The organism is Halovenus anhuiensis (assembly GCF_037080055.1).
Lineage (GTDB): Archaea > Halobacteriota > Halobacteria > Halobacteriales > Haloarculaceae > Halovenus.
On sequence record NZ_JBAOJI010000001.1, the window covers coordinates 730,118 to 748,337 of the forward strand.

The window sequence follows — 18,220 nt, forward strand, 5'->3', positions numbered from 1 at the left end:
TCGCGGTCCCGAACGGCCGGGTATGCGAGGTGGCGTTATCGTCGCGGGTGGACGCTCGACGCGCTTCGGTGAAACTGACAAGGCCGTGGCCGCACTGGCCGGCACGCCGATGATCCGCCGCGTCGCGGACCGCCTGCAGCCAGTCGTAGACGAACTGGTGATCAACTGCCGAGACGATCAACAGCCCGCGATTCGCGACGCGCTGGCTGGCTATCCGCTGGCAGTCAGCTACGCACTCGACGAAGAACCGGATCAGGGACCTGTCGCTGGAATCCGCAACGGATTGACTTCTGTCGAATCGGAGTACGCGACGGTCGTTGCCTGTGATATGCCCTTCGTCCAGTCCGACGTGCTCTCGCTTCTGTTCGAGCGGGCGGAGGGTCACGACGCGGTCGTCCCTCGACTCGACGACGGATGGCTGCAGACCACACAGGCGGTCTACCGCGCGGACGCAATGGGCGCGGCTTGCGAGGCAGCCCTCGCCGAGGGGAATCCGCGCGTTCTCGCTCCACTGGAGAATATCGAGTACGTCGTCGTCGAGGCCGACGAAATCGAGTCGGTCGGCTCGACACAGAGCTTCGAGAACCTCAACACTCGCGAAGAGTTTGAGGAGGCTGCCGACCGTCTGGCCTGACTCCCGACAGCGCTACTCGATCACGTCGACGACCGGGTTGTCCGCGACGAGACTCGTGAGCACGACCCGCGGTACGTCCGCGCGGTCGAGAATCCCTCGCGCGATGTCGCGCCCGACACCCGCTAGTTCCTCGTCGTCAACCTTGTTGAGAACCGGAATCGCAGTCGCGCCCTCGGGAACTCCTTTGAGTCCCCCATCGGGACTGGCGACCACTGAGGCCACGTCCGCCGGGGTGATTTGCTCACCCTCGCTGAGGCCGGTGATGGTGGCGACGCGCTCGGGGCGATGGACGGTTTCCTCGCTGAGTGGCTCGCCGACCGCGTGGACGCTCGCGATGGGGAGAACAGTGTCCGTCGATTCCGGAAGCTGTGGCTCTTCGTTGCCGGGTGCTTTGAACTCCCTCGTCCGAGCACCGTCGGCTTTGGTCAACAGGACATCCGCGACATCCGACCGGGCCAGTTCGTCGACGACGGCGGTGTCGTATCCCCGGTATCTCGTCTCCCCGTCGCGTTCTGGGACCACGCCGAGCGGGTATTCATCGGTGGCCGCCAGCGCGGCCACTGGATCCTCGGTCGTGACGACGTTGCTCACCTGCTCGTCGAAGATCGGGATGCGGACCGTCGCGGTGACGACGCTGCGGAGACCTGCTTCGGCGGCCCGGTCGGCGAGGGTGTACAGCGCGGTTTTCTTGCCCCCCGCGCCGACGACACAGACGAGTCCTGATCGGGCATCGAGAGCGTCGAGAAGGTCCATATTTGGGGATGAGCCGGAACTACCTAAGACGTTGTGGAAGCCAAGTGTGTCCAAGCAAATCGCGCCCTCTAGATGGATTCAAGAGGGAGTCCAGTACATCGCGGACATCTGGGTGATAGTCCAGTAGATATGGACCGAACAGAGTGCGGTACAAGCATCCGCCGAGCTGCGCGAACGGCGACGCCGTGAGCGCGAAGCGAGGCGGTTCACCGAGTCTGAACGGAGTGAGGACTCGGCAGTTTTTCCCCAAGTTTTTGCAAGGAGCGGTTCGCTCTTCGAGCGAACCCGACGCAGCAAAAAGTGGTATGGGACCACCGAGGACTCGCTTCGCTCGCCCTCGTAGTCCCACGTTTCCATGCGTCGCTCGCGGGCTCGCTCCTTTGGAAAAGTGGGACCGCCGAGATTCGAACTCAGGTCCGACGCACCCCATGCGCCGAGGATACCGCTACCCCACGGTCCCGCGTTTCGAGTAGACGACGGTCCCGGGATTAAGGCCTTCGATTCGCAGTCACACCAGCACCCGTTCGAGTTCCACGACCGTGCCCGATTCAGCCTCCGGATCGCCGACGAGCGTCCCGAGACAGACTGCCGACCCGTTCGGCGTGAAACAGGCAATCAAATCTCCCTGAGTCGGTTCACTTCCGTCCAGCGGCGCAGACTCGCTGTCGATCACACCGGGCGCGTAAACCGGCGCGCCCTCGGCAATCTCGCGGGCAGCACTGGGGGCGACGATCAGCCGCGGCAGCGAGCGCAGAGCCTCCTCGGCCGGCGAAACCACCTCGCGAATCCACTGCTCCTCGCCGTCCTCGGCCCAGAACGCCAGCGCGTCGGCGAACTCCTCCATCGTCACCAGAGCACTGTCGTCGAACTGGCCGGTCATGCTTCGCCGGAGGTCGCCCATGTGCGCGCCCGTCCCGAGGGCGAGGCCGATGTCGTGGCAGAGCTTTCGGATGTACGTCCCCGCCTCGCAGCGAATCCGCAACAGGGCCTGTCGGCCGTCGCGTTCGAGCAATTCGAGGTCGTGAATCCGGCGAGTCCGCAACTGCCGTCTGACGGCGCTCTTCAGTGGTGGCTTCTGGTAGAGGTCGCCCTCGAACTCCGCGAGCGTCGTCTCGAAATCCGACGGCGGTGGTCCCTGTAGTTCGAGAACCGCGATGTACTCCTTGTCGCTCTTTGCGAACACCTGTGCGAGTCTGGTCGCGTCGCCGAGCAGCGACGGCAACGAGCCGGTGACTTTCGGATCGAGCGTGCCGGTGTGCGCGACACGGTCGAGAAGGGACTCCGCGGTGTCACCAGCAGCCTGCTCGACAGCGTCGTTGACGAGGCGTTTGAGCCAGTCGGCGACCTGATGAGAGGTCGGTCCCGGCGGTTTGTCGAGATTGCAGACGCCGAAGGCGAGCAACTCCTCGACAGAGCGCTCACCAGGTGGATCGCGGAGTGTCATTCGCCGAAGTCGTACTCAATACCGGTGACGGGTGTCTTGCCTTCGTCGGTGCCCTCGTCGTAGGTCTCGACGGCTTGCAGCGCGAGATCAGTGACGCCGTCGGGGCCCCAGCGAGCAGTGTTGATGACGAGATCGTAGATTCCCAGATCGTCGATATCGATGCCGTAGTACTCCCGATAGCGGAGGGCTTCGCTGTCGGCGCGGGCCTGGGTTTCCTCGCGGGCCTGCTCGACAGATTTCTCCTCGCGGTCGGCGATCCGTTCGGCACGAACGGCAAGCGGTGCGTCGAGCCAGAGCCGAAGGTCGGCGTACTCGCCGGCCATCCAGCCAGCCAGCCGAGATTCGAGAACGAGATGGTCGCTGTCGCGGGCCGTCGAGCGCAGGCGGCGATCCAGATCACGGTCGATCTGGTCGTCCTCTTCCGCACGACGATTCAGTTCGAGTGGCGTCAGATCGCGTTCCTCGGCAATCGAGCGAAAGATATCACCGCCCGAGACGTGTTCATATGAAAGCTCCGCAGCGAGCGAGGCAGCGAGTGTGCTCTTGCCCGAGCCTGCGGGGCCGGATACGGTAATCAACATACGAAATATGACGCGGTGGGGCTAAAAGAGGTTGCGTGTTTCGATCAGCCAGGCGTCGTCTGCACGTTCAGGGCCTTTCGCATGATCTGGCCGAAGCCCAGCGAGCAGACGAAATACCAGATGATCCAGACTTCCATCGGACCGACCAGTTGCGTCCGCCACGAGGATATCTCTCCCGCGATGGGGAGCACGAGTGCCGGCGAACCGCCTGCGATGCCGACGTCGATGGTCATCCAGTACAGCCAGAGGAAGACTGGAATGGTGAACAGCATGATCCAGACCATCGGTCGGAACTGCGCTTTGAAGACGCCGAGGTTCTCCGACATCATCTCCATCTGCTCTTCTTGAATCTTTTCGAGCGCCTCGTCGTCGCCGCGCTCTTTGGCCTTCTCGCGGCGTTCCTTGAGTTTCTCCGTCTTCTCGCGGTACTCACCCATCACTTCCGTGTTGCCGAGATTGTCCTGGAAAATCGCCGAGGCGAGACCAGTCATCACTGCAAGAACGAGGATGACCATGTAGAACGGCAGGAGTTCGTTGAGCGGCCCGACGATCAGGTCAATCGTGCTGCCGATCATCTGTCGGACAGATCCAAACGCGTAGCCCGCGAAGAGGCCGACTGCGCTCATCGCTGCCAGTTTGTCGTAGGTCGTCCACGACATGTCCTGATCCGAGCCGTCGGTCGGATCCGCCTCGTCGAGCGCTTCGCGGATCCCATCAGGATCCTCGACGACGAAGCCCTCGCCGTCGGCGTCGGTGAGCATCCCTTTCTCGATGAGTCGTCCCCACTCACCGCTGGTGATGTCGTCGGAGACGTCGCTCCAGGTCACCGTCCCCTGCTCTTCGGCGACTGAGAGGACCTCCTGCAGAGCATCGGTCATATGCTCGCCTTCCTCGGCGAGTTCGTCTACTTTCTGTGCGGTCCGTGGCATTGTGTGCATCTAAGCTGTCCGAGTACTATCAAGCTTTTACTCCTCGATTACTCGGCACGTTCGTCGACAGTTGCGTTGATCTCTTCCCAGACTTCGTCGGGAGTCTGTTCGCCGTCGATTGCGACGAACTCCTCGCGACCCTCGTAGTGGTCGATCACGGGCTGGGTCTCCTCGTCGAAGACGTCGAGTCGGTTCTCGACGGCGTCGCGGGTGTCGTCGTCGCGCTGGATCAGGTCGCCGCCACACTCGTCACAGACTCCCTCAGTTTCGGGCTGGTCGAACTCGACGTGGTAGTTCTCGCCACAGTCGTCACAGACCCGCCGGCCGGTGAGTCGGTCGATCAGTTCCTCGCGGCCGACCGACAGCGAGAGGATCACGTCGAGGTCAGTCATCGATTCGAGTTCCTCGGCTTGGTCGGTGTTTCGCGGGTAGCCGTCGAGGACGAAGCCGTCGGCGTTCGACAGTGCCTCGTCGACGATTTCGTTGACGACCTCGTCAGGGACGAGATCGCCCGCCTCCATGTACGCACGCGGGGTATCTCGATCCGTGTCGAGGTGGCTCAGATCCATGTCCTTGTTGGCTCGGAGCGCGTCGCCAGTCGTGATGTGGTCGACGCCGTACTCCGAGACGAGATTGCTACTCTGTGTTCCTTTGCCTGCACCTGGCGGGCCGATGATGAGAATCCGTGGCGCTGCCATAGACGTAGCTTCCAAGCCTGTCGTTAAATGATTATCCAAATTCGCCTGCGACCCGCGCTATCAAAAGCCCTTAACTCCCCACAGTCGAACCAGTGAGCAATGGATCATCTCCTCGTCCGTGCTGCCCGTGGGGAACACACCGAACGGCCGCCAGTCTGGCTGATGCGCCAGGCCGGCCGACATATCCCCGAATATCGCGACCTCCGCGAAGAATACAGCTTTCTCGAAGCCATCAAGACGCCCGAAGTCGCCACCGAAATCACGCTGCTCCCGTGGGAGTACTACGAGCCAGACGGCGTCGTGATGTTCTCAGACATCCTGACTGTCCTCGAACCGCTCGGCTTCTCCTATCACATCGAAAGCGGCGTCGGCCCGGTGATCGAAGACCCCGTCAGCGGTCCGGACGATGTGGACCGCACCCACGGCGACGTGACGAAAGAACTCGATTACGTCGGCGAACTGCTCGTCAACCTGAACCAGCGCGTCGGCGACGAAACCGCAGTGATCGGCTTCGCCGGCGGCCCCTTCACGCTGGCCTCCTACGCCGTCGCTGGCGGGCCGAGTCGGACGAACATGCCGCTGCGACGACTCCGCGCACAGCATCCCGAAGCCTTCCGGACGCTTTTGCAGTCGTTCACCGACATCGTCAAAGACTATCTCCAGTTCCAGGTCGGCAACGGCGCGGATGTCGTTCAGTTGTTCGACACCTACGCCGGGACGCTCACCCCGGAGGATTACCGGGAGTTCGTCCTGCCGCTACACCAGGAGATTTTTGAGGCCGTCGACGCCCCGACAATCGTGTTCGTCCGCCGGATGAACGGCCGACTCGATCTGCTCGACGAGTCGGGTGCGGACGCCGTCGGACTCGACTGGACGGTCGATATGGGCGAGGCCCGCGAGACGCTCGGAGACACGCCCGTACAGGGCAATCTCGATCCCTCCTATCTCTTCGCCGACCCGGACTTCGTCCGGGAGAAGACCCGCGAAGTCATCGAGAAGGCCGGTCCGCAGGGACACATCCTCAATCTCGGCCACGGCGTCAACAAGGAAACGCCGGTCGAATCCGTCAGGGCCTTCGTCGAAACTGCGAAAGAAACCGAGCGGTAGCGGAGTTAGTCGTCGCTCGGGGCCGCTGTCGTCGAACTGTCTGCGTTCGTGAGCGACCTCGAATCGAGAGTTTCGGCTCGCTCCGTCAGCGATTCAGCGAGTTCCTGCGCCTCGCGCACGCGACTCGGAATCCCCATCCGCGCGGTGTAGTTCGTGGCGAGATCGATTCCTTCGGGTGTCTCGACGTCTTCGAGCGTCCACCACGACTGGTCCCACGCCGGGAAACCGGGTTCGAGGCGAGCAACGTCGATGACCGACGACTCTGCGCCCGTGACAGTCTCGAACTCTTCTTGAGCGATTTCGGCCAGTCGCTCGTCGTTCTCTTCCAGCAGTTCGGGTTCGTGCATCCCGCCGAGGAAGATCGTGTGGACGCCGTCGCGGTCGAACATGCTCGCGTTCCAAGAGGAGCCGAGCGTGTGCAGATCCTCGCCGTAGCCGACCTGATAGCCGAAGCCCTCGCGGCCGAGGTCGGATTCGAGATAGACCAGCGCGAGCGGGTTGTACCGAAGCGAGTCGAGGTCCTCGACGCCGGTTGCGATTCCGTCGAGCAGGTCGGCCGTCGCGCTTGCTGGCGTCGTGCAGACGACGTGATCGAACTCCTCCGTTCCTGCTGGCGTCTCAACGCGGTACATCGTCCCCGTGCTACGCTCGACCGGTTCGAGATCGGTCACTGGCGTCTCTAGTTCGATCCGGTCGCTGTAGGCTTCGGCCACGGCGTTGGGGAGTTGTTGCATCCCCTCTTCCATCGACGCGGGCGGGGCCTTCTGTCCCTGTCCGACGCGTTTTCGGAAGGCCTGCAGGAAACTCCCGGCCTTCTCCTCGCGTTCCATGAGGCTATCGAGGGCGTAGGCGGCGGGCATCTCTGCCGGGTCCGAGCCGTAGATGCCGCCGTACAGCGGCCCGATGAACTTCTCGTAGGCCTCCTGTCCGAACTTGCGGACGAACAGATCCCGGGCCGTCTCCTGTTCCATCCCCGGACGGGTGAAGACCTCCGCGAGCAGGCGGGCCTTGCCCGTCCAGGAGAGCAGATCGGTTCTAAAGAATTCTTCGACAGACAGCGGTGCGCAGCCGAGTTTCCCGTCGGCGTAGACGTACAACTTCTCGTCGCCGGCCTCGACGAAGGCGTCCTCGATGCCGCCCGCCGCCGCGAGCTCGGCCACGCCAGGCGTCTTGCGCATGCGCTGTGGCCCCGCTTCGAGGACGTGGCCGTCCACATGGCGGGTCTGGATGACGCCGCCAGCCTCTTCGCTGGCCTCGAAGGTCACCGAGTCGATTCCCGCCTCGGCGAGGTAGTGCGTCAGCGCCAGCCCAGTGATTCCGCCGCCGATGATCCCAACTCGCATGCTCATTCTCGGGGCGCGTTCAGACACATCGTTCCCGGTTCGTCCCGGCACTGGCACTGTCTGAACTGATAGTAGGAAGCGTCGAAGTCAGTGATGAACGGTTCGACGAGATCCGCGAAGACCTCACCGATGCGTTCGTCGTCGTGGGGAATTGGAACGCGGTAGAAGTCCAGTCCTTCCTCCTCGGCCTCTTCTTTGAGTTCGACATCCAGTTCCGAGAGCGTCTCACTCTGCTCGTGGAGGAAACTGACCGGTTCGACGACGACGCGTTCGGCGTCGATGTCTTCGATCAGATCCTCGATTTCGGGTTCAGTCCACGGAATATCGCGATTCGAGTGGTTCTGGAAGCCAAGATGATAGTCGTCGACTCCGAGTAGGGAGGTCGTCACGTCACAGAATTCCTCGACGTAGATGTCGTAACGGCTGCCTTCTTCGAGATAGTGTTTCGGCGTCCCGTGGGCAGAGAAGACGAGCGCGGTGTCCTCGTCGTTCAGGTCGAGGCCCTGCTCGGTCGCGAACTCGTCGATGTTCTCCGCGCGGATCCGGTTGTAGGTCGGGTGTTTGTGCCAGCCAGTGATCGCGTCCTGTTCGACATCCCACTCCAAATCCTCGATGACCTCGTCGAGTTCGTCCAGCGAGATGACGTTCGTCGAGGGACCACAGAGCGGATAGATCGGCAGGCCGATCAGGTGGTCTACCTCGTCGTCCATCGCCTGCTCGGCGGCGTCGCCGATGAACGGTTCGGTGTACTGCGTGCCAAAGTAGGTGTTCACGTCGTAGCCGCGCTCGCGGAGAACTTCCTCGGTCAGTTCGACCTGTGCTTTCGCCTGCGGATTCAGCGGGGAGCCACCGATGTCTTCGTACTCCTCCATCAGCCCCGGGAGGCGTCGCTTGGCGAGGGTACGGGCGCGTTCACGGGCCGCCTCCTCGGAGTCGGCTTCCTCCAGATCCGCGTTCGCGAAGAAGATGCGTTCGAGATAATCGAGGACGCGCTCACGATCCGGTTCGGACGGTTCGCCGAAGTTCAGCATCGCAACGCCGGTAGTCATACTCAGCATTTTGACCTGGTAAATGTATGTCTGTCGCTTACTCCCAGGTTGTCGGCATTCTCTCGGGCCGAAACGGGACACAACAGTGAAGTGTCGACCAGTCGAAACACGCGCCAGACGGAAAACCGCAGTGACCCGGTCCCCGCACCCGGGCGAGTGTTCTCAGAGAATTATGAATACAGACCAACCGGCCCACGATTGTGACGCAGTGATCGACTCGGTGAGTGCAGCGGTCATCAGCGACCGGCGCTTTCTCGAAACGGTATTGCTGGCGATGCTCGCTCGCGGTCACGTCCTCCTCGAAGATGTCCCCGGCACGGGCAAGACGCTGACTGCACGGAGCATGGCGCGAGCGCTCGGCCTCTCCTTTTCGCGAATTCAGTTCACGCCCGACCTGCTCCCCGCGGACGTGACCGGCACCTACGTCTTCGACGAACAGGCCGGCGACTTCGAGTTTCGGGAGGGCCCGATCTTCGCGAACGTCGTCCTCGCGGACGAGATCAACCGCGCACCGCCGAAAACCCAGTCGGCACTGCTCGAAGCGATGGAGGAACGACAGGTGACCGTCGACGGCGAGACGCACGACCTGCCTGAGCCGTTTTTCGTCATCGCGACGCAGAACCCCGTCGAGCAGGAAGGAACCTTCGCGCTGCCGGAGGCACAGATCGACCGCTTCATGATCAAGACGAGTCTGGGCTATCCCGAGTTCGACGGCGAACTTGACCTGCTCAAACGCCGAGACGGGCGGGACACGCGGAGCCCGACAGTCGAGACAGTCCTCTCGACGCAGGAGGTGCTCGATCTGCAGTCCCACCCCGAAGAGATCCGCGTCGACGAGGATCTAATGCGGTATGTGCTGGAACTGACACGTGCGACGCGGTCAGATTATCGCGTCTCCATCGGCGTCTCGCCCCGTGGCTCACAGCGACTGTTCGAGGCCGCCCGCGCCCGGGCAATGCTCGACGGTCGCGAGTTCGTCACGCCAGATATGATCAAGCGGATCGCCAAGCCAGTGCTCGCCCACCGACTCGTGTTGACCGCCGAGTCACAGGTCGACGACGTTGACAAGCGGGCGATCATCGACGACATTCTCGCGGAAACGCCAGTCCCGACGATCGAGTGATCAGCTAATCGGCTGCTGGCGGCGCAACGCGACGAAGAGGACGACGACCGCCAGCAGCAACCCGACGACCGCCGAAATCGGCTGCCCGCCGGTTCCCAGCGCGTAGACGAGATAGCTCACGACAGCGACGGCGACCCCGGCGAACGAACTCGTGGCGACGTGGATCAGTTCGAGTCGCCGAGTGTCGGCCTCTCGGCCGAGTTGTGCGCCGAGATCGATCGCCGTCGCGGCGAAGTCGTAAGCGAGGACGGCCGCGAGAACACCAACGAGGACGACAGCCACCGGTGGATCCCTCACGCCGGCCGCGACAGCCCCGGCGAACAGACCGATCGGCCCGACCGTCGCCAGCGACCGCGAATTCCGGACAATTCCCACGACGAGCGCGACGAGTCCGAATCCGGCGAGTCCGAGCGCGAGTCCGGAGTACGGACCAACCGAGACGAACCCGAGGACGCCGGTTAGGAGGGCTGCAGCACTGCTCAGCCGTGTCGGCTGGCGAGTAATCTCCTTCATGGGTCTCGCCCCCGGAAGCGGGCTTCCAGCGAGTCGGTCGGTCGCCAGTCGATGACGGGAATGGACGCTCGCCGGAGTTCAGTCAGGGTCAGCGCACGCCGGAGAGCGAGGAGTGTCTGCGCAGTCGTCGCCCTGCCGGTCGGATCCGGGCTGATGACGGTCACCGGGAAGCCGCGGGCGTCGAGATCACGGAGCGTCCGTGCTGTCGTGGGATTACACAGCGGCGAGAAGACGATCAACTGCGTGCCCGGGTCGAGACGCTGTCGAAGCTGTCTGAGCCACGTCTTCGAGCGTCTGGACCGCTCGGGCGGCGAGGGAGCGAGTGCGGAAGAGGTGCCGAACAGTTCCCGTGCGCGTTCACGGTGTGCGCTGCCGGTCCCGGGAGCCAGCCAGCAATCCGCGTCGCCCATCGCCGCGATACCAGCTTGATTACCATCGTCGAGCAATCGCTCGAAGATCCGCGACGCCCCCGCGACCGACCGGTCGACGGCGTGGGCGGCCGCCGGGGCCGGACCGACGTAGGCAGACTCCCGAACGTCGATCAGCAGGACGACCGACGCGGCCCGCTGCTGGCGGAAGTCGACGGTCGCGAGTTCGCCGGTCCGAGCGCGGTAGTTCCAGTCGATCCGGCTCAGCGGATCGCCAGGCTGGTACTCCCGGATGGTCTGAAAGGTGATCCCGGAGCCGCCTGTCTCGGTCTCGATCTGTCCGGGCAGACCCGTAACCGCCGGCTGGAGCGGCACCGACTGCTGAACCGGGTGGATCGACGGCAGACAGTCGATTGTAGTTTCGTCGGTCAGATACACGTCCCGTTCAACCGATCCCGGTAGGTTCCGGACCAGCGCCAGCGCAGGACTGAACTCGTGGTGGCCCCGGGTCACCGTCACAGTGTAGGAGAGTGTCGCCGTCTCGCCGGGGCGGAGAACCGTCCCTAACCGTGGCGAGCCGTCTGTCACGGCCAGCGAATCGGGTACGCCGTCGGTCAGGCGGAGGTCGGCGAGCAGACGTGATCCCTCGTTGGTGAGCCGAACTGTGATCTCCACCTCGTCGCCGGGCTCGGGGCTCGGTTCGTCGATGCTTCGTTCGAGAGAAAGGGAGATTCCATCGAGAGAGTGCGTGCGGGCGTAGGCAACGTAACCGACGCCGATGCCAGCCCCGAGTAACACCGCCGGCGAGCGGGTCAACACGCCGACACCGAGACAGACCAGCGCAGCGAGTCCGACCCCGAGCCAGTGTCTGGTCAGTCGTCGCCGGCCAAGCGTCATCGGTCCGTCGACCTCGAATGTACCCGGATCGACGGTCGTCTCGCCGAGTGTCTCGAAATCGATCTCGCTGTCTGTCGGTTGGGAGAACTCGCTGTCCGGAGACCGGCCGGCGACTTCGAGTAGCGCCTCGACCGTTCGGGCCTGTGGATCGACAGTCGGCTCTCGTCCCACGAGACTGCGAAGCTGTTCTCGAAGCGATCCACCTCGCTCGCGGTCCGCGAGGTGGTCCGCGGCAACCGGATCGTCCGTCCACGTCCCCTCCCGAATCGCCGCCGCTGCCGCTGACTCCGAGCGGTCGCCGTAGCGCGAGAGGACGGTAATCGCGACCTGCTCGAACCCCTCCCGAATATCCGCGCGTCTGGAAACGGAGACCTCGGGGAAAGAGTTCAACACCGCGGACAGACTCTCTCCCGGGACGGTCGTCGGCCGGGTGAGTTCGACATCGGGCGTCTCGGCCCGTGTGACCGTCTGCTCGCGCCGTCGCTGGAAGATAGAGAGCGCGTACAGGAGCACCGCGACCCCGAGAACGACAGCCGTGGCATCGCCGAACGGGAGTCCGAGTGTGTTCGGTGCGACGAGTTCGACGACGGCTATCGCGAGCAGCGCGAATCCGACTAGATAGTAGTACCGCCTACTCATCCGTATATCTCCGTTCGATCCGGCGGAGTGTCTCGACGGCCTCGGCCTCACGATCCGCTGTCGCCGTGTACCCGCCGTAGCGCACCGCCTCGAACAGTGCGGTCAGGTCGGCCACGTCATCGTCGGCCATCCCTCGCTCGGCGGCTGCCTCCGCGAACTCCCGCGGCGTCGTCGATTGCTCGGACGGTACGTCGAGTCGGTCGATCATCTCGCTGTAGGCCTCGTAGACCTGATTATCCAGTGGTTCGTCGCCGTCTTGATTCTCGATCCGGTCGGCGACTCGGCCGGCAATTCTGCCCACGTCGCTCACGTCGTCGTCGACAGCAGCCTCGTCGTCCGGCTTATCGTCATCAGCGACAGAGGAACGGCGATCCGATCCGGTGAACAGGTACGCAGCGAGACCAGCGAACCCGACGACAGCGACGATCAGTACGAGATTTCGGACCGACCGCAGTTCGCCACTCCCGGAGCCGTCCCCACCGGCGAGGCCGGAGAGGCCGCCGAACAAGCCGCCAATCGTGCCGTCCGGTGCGGTGAGCAAAGAGAGCAACTGCACGAACAGCCACAGGATCACTACCGCGCCGATCAGCAGCCCGGCGAAAACGGCCGCCCGTTTGCGATACAGTAGCCCGTAGACGAGACAGCCGAGGGCGAGGAGGACGAACAGCGCGGCGATAAGCCGGGCGACAATGGGCGGAAGTTCGTCTCCGCCGCGGGGGTCATCGAGATCGAAATCCGGCGTCCCCGAGAGGTCCGGTATGCCGCCGCCACCTCCGCCGGAGCCATCGGAGCCGGTTTGCACCGTCGAGTTCAGCGTCGCCGCAGAAATTCCGAGTGCGAAGACCGCAACCACGGTGATCAGGAGGGCAGTCCGTGTCCGGGGGTCCATCGTGTGGCGTTCGTTGCCGGGCTAACTTATGACTTGTTCGATGTTTCAGCCTGAGAATCACTCGAGATTTCCGTCGACGATGTCGGCCACGCGCTCGCGGTCGAACAACTGATCGTCGACATCGTAGAGCTGATTTGCGGCCCGCTCTGTGAGAACGAGATTCGTGATCGGGCCTTGATAGAGAGAGCCACCCCGGTAAACGTCGCCGTTCTGAACGGCGGTGAGTTCACTCGCCACGTCGTGCTCGCGCATGAACGAGACCACCGTCTCCTCGAACTCCGCCGCGGATCGGTGTTCGTTCCCCCGAAGCAGGAGCACGTCGGGATCGATTTCCAGCAAGGTTTCGTAATCGACCTGCCCGCGGTTGTTGTGGAAGTCCTTGACGCTCGTCGTCGCAAAGGCATCCTCGACACCGAGATCACGCCACTGTTTGAAACTCGTTCCCTCGTCGATGAGATACGGCGAAAACTTCGTGGGTTCGTCCGCCGGCTGGGGCCACATGATGGCGACGGAGGGTCGCTCCTCTGCCGGTGGGACCACGTCGTCGAGAGTCGACTGAAACTCCTCGTGTAGCGACTCGAAAGCCTCGTAGCGCTCGGTTTCGCCGAAGAGTTGAGCGAGTTTCTCGAAGGCTTCGTAGAGGCCGAGATACTCGTAGTCGTGCCACTTGTACCCGCGGGAGAAGATGCTGTTGCCGAAAAACGGCGTCCCAGCAGACTTGATCTGATCGATGTCGTCCTGGTCCAGACTCTTCGAGCGGCCGACGAGGAAGTTCGGGTCCATGACGAACACCTCGACGTTCTCGCCGAGTGCGAGGAATTTCTCGACGCTCAGTTCGCTCGTCCACAGCGAGTCGATACCGCTACCGTCGACGCTCACGCCCGGAATCTCGTCGTAGTATTTGGTGTGATACCGGCGGGCGAGATAGACCGCTTCCGGCGGATCCTGACCGAGCGCGATGCCCATATCCGCCCAACTGCCGTTGTTCGCAGCCCACGTCTCGGGCGGGTCCTCGAATTCGAGTTCGCCGACTGGTTCCATCGTCACGGTCCCGTCGCCCGCAGGCTGATTATCCGAGTCGTCGCCGTCTGCGGGGTCGTCTTCTACCGTACAGCCAGCCAGGGCGGTTCCAGCCGCAACCGTACCACCAATCTTGAGAACTGTTCGACGTGTCGATCCACGTGCGGAAACGTCGTGTGCCATATTTTAGGCTAGCCTAAACCACATAAAACAGTTTCCTTTCTTAGGTGGGCCTAAATCACGAGTGGAGTTTTCGTCTTTCGCTTTCCGTTGGACCGCCGTCATTCGAGGGAGCGCGTGTCCGCCGTCTGTCTGACGGAGAGTTATGGATGAGGCTCGTTCTGTTCAATACATGAGCGAGACGGAACAGATCACAGTCGCCGAGCGGAGTAGCGGATTCGGCGGCGACGGGGAAGTTGGGACGGAGATTTCCCTCCCCGTCGTCGAGTTGCTGACCGGGCGTGGCTTCGTCACCGGCAAGTCCGGCAGCGGGAAATCGAACTCGGCGAGTGTCATCGCCGAGAAACTGCTCGACAACGGATTCGGACTACTCATCGTCGACATCGACGGCGAGTACTACGGCCTCAAAGAAGAGTACGAGATTCTCCACGCGGGCGCAGACGAGGAGTGTGACATCCAGATCACCGCCGACCACGCCGAGAAACTCGCCTCGCTGGCGCTCGAACAGAACGTCCCCATCATTCTCGATGTCTCCAGCTATCTCGACGAATCTGAAGCCGAAGAGGTGCTGACTGCGGTCGCACGGAGTCTCTTCGCCAAGGCGAAAAAGCAGAAACAGCCCTTCCTCCTGCTCGTCGAAGAGGTTCACGAGTACATCCCCGAGAACGGCTCTGTCGGCGAGTGCGGCCGAATGTTGATCAAAATCGGCAAACGCGGGCGCAAACACGGACTCGGCATCTGTGGCATCAGCCAGCGCCCGGCCGACGTGAAGAAAGATTTCATCACCCAGTGTGACTGGCTGCTGTGGCACCGGCTGACCTGGAACAACGACACCAAAGTCGTCGGCCGGATTCTCGACAACGACTACGCCGACGCGGTAGAGGACCTGGACGACGGCGAGGGCTTTCTGATGACCGACTGGGCCGAATCGATCCAGCGAGTCCAGTTTTTCCGCAAGCAGACCTTCGACGCGGGCGCGACCCCCGGCCTCGACGACTTCGAGCGGCCGGATCTCAAAAGCGTCAGCGACGATCTCGTCTCCGAACTGGAAGAGATTTCCGACGAGAAAAAACAGCAGGAAAACCAGATCAAGGAACTGCGGGAGGAACTGGACCAGAAGAACTCCCGGATCGCCGAACTCGAACGCGAGTTGCAGGACGCCCGCGATTTGAGCCGAATGGCCGAGCAGTTCGTCGACTCGCTGGTCGAGGAGGTCAACGGCGTGCAACCCGGCCGAACTGAACGCGAGCGAATGCAACGCTCCGCTATCGACAGCCACCAGACGCATTTCGAGGACCCCGACGACGAGGAGTCGACGACCGAGACCGACGAACCCGAACTGCAATCAGACGACGAGAGCGACGGCAACGGCGGCGATGCGTTCGCCGACGACGAGATGTTCGGGGACGGAGCCACTGCCGAGGACGGACTGTTCGCGGACGAGACAGACGAAGCCGACGATGCCGCCGACGCGAGTGCCGACGAGACAAACACGCCGACAGTCGAGAGCGAGGACGGCAGTGCAGAAGCGTCCGCGCCTGAGGAGGCAGACATCGCCTGGGCGGCCGACGCCGAGTTCGCCTCGACCGACGGCGGCACTGTCGCCCAGAACGGCGCGTCGAGTGAGTTCAGCGCCGACGCGGTGCTGGAGGCGCTCAACTCGGTCGACGAGATGGGTACGGCGACGGAAGGCGAGGGGATGACGGCACGGGAGGAAATCGAGCGGACGCTCCGCGACGACACCGAATTCATCGACGCCGACCAGAGCGATTCCAGAGCACCGACGGAAAACGAGGACGCAGACCTGGTCGTCAGGGAACTGAAAGCCGAAATCGCCGGGTTGGAGACGAAAACGCGGAAGATGCTGGAGTTCTACCGCGAGACGGGACCGGAGACGCCGCTGAACGCGCACTTCTCGGCCGGCGGCGACGGAAGCCGAACCGACGCCTACGCGCACAACCGACGGCTCAGGACGAAGGGACTTATCGAACACGCAGGCCGGGGCCACTACAACTACCGCGTTCCCGACCTGCTCGCCGAGCGATTCGAGGACAGTGATCTCTCCGTCGACGAGGAGACGTTCGAGGAGTACGTCGCCGACATCGAGCAGTCCGCACTCCGGGACTGATCGTTTTTGAACTGCCGGATGGATACGCGACAACCCTTATTTTCCGGGTGTGTGATGTGGGCATATGGGTCAGGAGTACGGTCAGTACGAGGAGGGGAGACATCTCAACTACTGGGCAATCGACGAGACAGCCCAGCGGGAAATCGAACGCGTCTACGACGACGACGATTTCGAGTGGGCCGAGCCGAGACTGGACGAACTCGGCTCGATCATCGGTAACGTCGTCGCCGACAACGCGGATTACGTCGACAAACACGGTCCGGAACTGCACAGCTACGACAAACACGGCAACATCCAGAACTTCGTCCGCTACCCGGCCGAACAGATCGAGAACGAGCAGTTAGTCTACGAGACGGGACTGATCGCGGACTGTTTCCAGACGCCGCCGGATCGAGAGGAGAAGCTACCACTGACGCACTTCCTCTCGATGTTCTACATGCTCACCTACGCCGAGGGGAGCGGGTTCGGCTGTCCGGTCGCGATGACCGCGGGCGCGGCGCACGTCCTCGAACTGTTCGACGACGGTGACCTCGAAGCGTACTACGAGGCGCTGACGAGCCGCGAGCACAGCGAGATGATCGAGGGCGCGATGTTTCTCACCGAGGAGCAGGGCGGCAGCGACGTGGGAGCCAACGAGACGACCGCCGAGTACGACGAAGAGGCTGGCTGCTGGCGACTCACTGGCGAGAAGTGGTTCTGTTCGAATATCGACGCCGAGGGAACGCTCGCACTCGCCCGCACACCCGATGCACCCGAGGGTACCGAGGGCCTCTCGATGTTTCTCGTCCCGCACGGCGACCCCGACGACGGCGTCATGACGAAGGGCAAACGCCAAGAATTCGATGGCCCGCCGCCGGCCGACGCAGTGAACGATCAACTCTACCGCCGACTGAAGGACAAACTCGGGACGACGGCCGTGCCGACCGGCGAGGTGGAACTAGAGGACACGAAGGCCTATCTCGTCGGCGAGGAGGAGAACGGCTTCAAGCAGATGACGGAGATGCTGAACCTCGAACGGCTCTCGAACGCGACGGGGGCCTGCGGGATCATGGCCCGCTCGCTGCTGGAGAGCAAGATCCACGCCGCCAACCGCGAGGCTTTCGGCGAGACCATCGATCAGTACCCGCTGATGCGCGGTGATCTGGTCGATATGGCCGTCGACCACGAGGCTGCGACCGCGTTCACCTTCGAGGCCGCCCGCCTGTTTGCCGAGCGCGAGCAAGCCGTCCGGAACGGTGAGGAAGCCGACGAAACCTACCGGCTGATGCGGCTGTTGATCCCGATTGCCAAACTCCGAACGGCGCGGATGGCCATCGACACCGCTTCCTACGCGATGGAGATCCAGGGTGGTAACGGCTACGTCGACGACTTCGTCACCAACCGCCTGCTCCGGGACGCGCAAGTGTTGCCCATCTGGGAGGGCACCGAGAACATCCTCGCGCTCGACGTGTTGCGCGCGCTCGAACGCGAGAACGCACACGAGCCGTTTATGCAGGTGATGCAGGAACGGCTGGACGGTATCGATCACCCCGCGCTGGAGGAACACGCCGACATCGTCGAGTCCGAATATCAGCAGTTGACGATGGCGCTTGGCGAACTCGCGACGGCCGACGGCGACTACGCGCAACTGCAGGCCAAGCGGCTGTCGAACTACATCTTCGACGTATTCACGGGGGCGCTGCTTTTGGAGGAAGCACAGGCAGAACTCGAAGACGGCGACGGACGACTCGCGCTGGTTGCACAGCGCTTTATCGACCGAGAACTGGCCGATCAGGACGGCCGTGGAATCACCAACGGCGACCGCTTCCCGCTGGAACAGTTCGACGCTGTCGTCCGGTTCGCATCGATCGAGCCTGATGCGCTCGTCGAGCGCGCAGAAGCCGACGACTAGCAGCGATTAGCGCGGGATATAGGGATTGAACTGG

General features: G+C 63.0%; 16 protein-coding genes and 1 tRNA gene. 5 read left to right on the top strand and 12 right to left on the bottom strand.

Annotation, left to right across the window (positions count from 1 at the left end; translation table 11 throughout):
• The first annotated feature begins 22 nt into the window (after positions 1-22).
• Positions 23-634 (top strand): molybdenum cofactor guanylyltransferase, encoded by a 612-nt coding sequence (locus V8P86_RS03735; RefSeq protein WP_336325897.1) that lies wholly within the window; start codon positions 23-25, stop codon positions 632-634.
• Positions 635-646: 12 nt separating this feature from the next.
• On the opposite strand, the gene yqeC is transcribed toward V8P86_RS03735, so the two are convergent.
• The 6 genes from yqeC to V8P86_RS03765 all read right to left on the bottom strand — a co-directional run bounded on the left by yqeC (position 647) and on the right by V8P86_RS03765 (position 5,039).
• Entirely contained in the window at positions 647-1,387 is a 741-nt protein-coding gene (gene yqeC / locus V8P86_RS03740) for a selenium cofactor biosynthesis protein YqeC (protein ID WP_336325898.1), read from the bottom strand.
• A 389-nt stretch (positions 1,388-1,776) separates the two neighbouring features.
• Positions 1,777-1,847 (bottom strand) — tRNA-Pro (locus V8P86_RS03745).
• A 48-nt stretch (positions 1,848-1,895) separates the two neighbouring features.
• Positions 1,896-2,831, bottom strand: coding sequence for an RNA-guided pseudouridylation complex pseudouridine synthase subunit Cbf5 (locus V8P86_RS03750; RefSeq protein WP_336325899.1), 936 nt, complete (start codon positions 2,829-2,831; stop codon positions 1,896-1,898).
• Positions 2,828-3,412: a (d)CMP kinase gene (gene cmk / locus V8P86_RS03755; protein ID WP_336325900.1), complete on the bottom strand. Its 585-nt coding sequence runs from the start codon at positions 3,410-3,412 to the stop codon at positions 2,828-2,830. Before cmk ends, V8P86_RS03750 begins: the two co-directional genes overlap by 4 nt.
• A 44-nt stretch (positions 3,413-3,456) precedes the next feature.
• Entirely contained in the window at positions 3,457-4,341 is an 885-nt protein-coding gene (locus V8P86_RS03760; protein WP_336326293.1) for a DUF106 domain-containing protein, read from the bottom strand.
• Positions 4,342-4,388: 47 nt separating this feature from the next.
• The gene (locus tag V8P86_RS03765) at positions 4,389-5,039 is read right to left on the bottom strand and encodes an adenylate kinase (RefSeq protein ID WP_336325901.1); all 651 of its coding nucleotides are present in this window, start codon (positions 5,037-5,039) and stop codon (positions 4,389-4,391) included.
• Between the two features lie 99 nt (positions 5,040-5,138).
• Here V8P86_RS03765 and hemE point away from each other — a divergent pair, with 99 nt between their 5' ends.
• Positions 5,139-6,146 carry a uroporphyrinogen decarboxylase gene (gene hemE / locus V8P86_RS03770; RefSeq protein ID WP_336325902.1) on the top strand — a complete coding sequence of 336 codons (1,008 nt, stop codon included), beginning with the start codon at positions 5,139-5,141 and terminating at the stop codon, positions 6,144-6,146.
• A 5-nt stretch (positions 6,147-6,151) separates the two neighbouring features.
• Here the strand turns inward: hemE and hemG are convergent, their stop codons facing one another.
• Together hemG and hemH are read right to left on the bottom strand one after the other, a co-directional pair.
• Entirely contained in the window at positions 6,152-7,489 is a 1,338-nt protein-coding gene (hemG, locus tag V8P86_RS03775) for a protoporphyrinogen oxidase (protein WP_336325903.1), read from the bottom strand.
• A gap of 2 nt (positions 7,490-7,491) precedes the next feature.
• Positions 7,492-8,538, bottom strand: coding sequence for a ferrochelatase (gene hemH, locus V8P86_RS03780; RefSeq protein WP_336325904.1), 1,047 nt, complete (start codon positions 8,536-8,538; stop codon positions 7,492-7,494).
• A 172-nt stretch (positions 8,539-8,710) separates the two neighbouring features.
• Between hemH and V8P86_RS03785 the strand changes: the two genes are divergently transcribed.
• Positions 8,711-9,661, top strand: a complete 951-nt coding sequence (locus V8P86_RS03785) for an AAA family ATPase (protein ID WP_336325905.1) — start codon at positions 8,711-8,713, stop codon at positions 9,659-9,661.
• On the opposite strand, the gene V8P86_RS03790 is transcribed toward V8P86_RS03785, so the two are convergent.
• Genes V8P86_RS03790 through V8P86_RS03805 form a run of 4 tightly spaced genes read right to left on the bottom strand, consistent with a single transcriptional unit; the run spans position 9,662 to position 14,170 of the window.
• A complete protein-coding gene (locus V8P86_RS03790; RefSeq protein ID WP_336325906.1) occupies positions 9,662-10,174 on the bottom strand; it encodes a DUF7519 family protein in 513 nt (170 codons plus the stop codon).
• Positions 10,171-12,078, bottom strand: coding sequence for a DUF58 domain-containing protein (locus V8P86_RS03795; protein ID WP_336325907.1), 1,908 nt, complete (start codon positions 12,076-12,078; stop codon positions 10,171-10,173). The genes V8P86_RS03790 and V8P86_RS03795 overlap by 4 nt, the downstream gene beginning before the upstream one ends.
• Complete coding sequence (locus V8P86_RS03800; protein ID WP_336325908.1) at positions 12,071-12,967, bottom strand: DUF4129 domain-containing protein; 897 nt, start codon at positions 12,965-12,967, stop codon at positions 12,071-12,073. The genes V8P86_RS03795 and V8P86_RS03800 overlap by 8 nt, the downstream gene beginning before the upstream one ends.
• A 57-nt stretch (positions 12,968-13,024) precedes the next feature.
• Positions 13,025-14,170: an ABC transporter substrate-binding protein gene (locus V8P86_RS03805; protein ID WP_336325909.1), complete on the bottom strand. Its 1,146-nt coding sequence runs from the start codon at positions 14,168-14,170 to the stop codon at positions 13,025-13,027.
• A gap of 169 nt (positions 14,171-14,339) precedes the next feature.
• On the opposite strand from V8P86_RS03805, the gene V8P86_RS03810 reads away from it, so the two are divergent.
• Complete coding sequence (locus V8P86_RS03810; RefSeq protein ID WP_336325910.1) at positions 14,340-16,295, top strand: ATP-binding protein; 1,956 nt, start codon at positions 14,340-14,342, stop codon at positions 16,293-16,295.
• Positions 16,296-16,359: 64 nt separating this feature from the next.
• Positions 16,360-18,186, top strand: coding sequence for an acyl-CoA dehydrogenase family protein (locus V8P86_RS03815; RefSeq protein ID WP_336325911.1), 1,827 nt, complete (start codon positions 16,360-16,362; stop codon positions 18,184-18,186).
• Positions 18,187-18,220 lie beyond the last annotated feature (34 nt).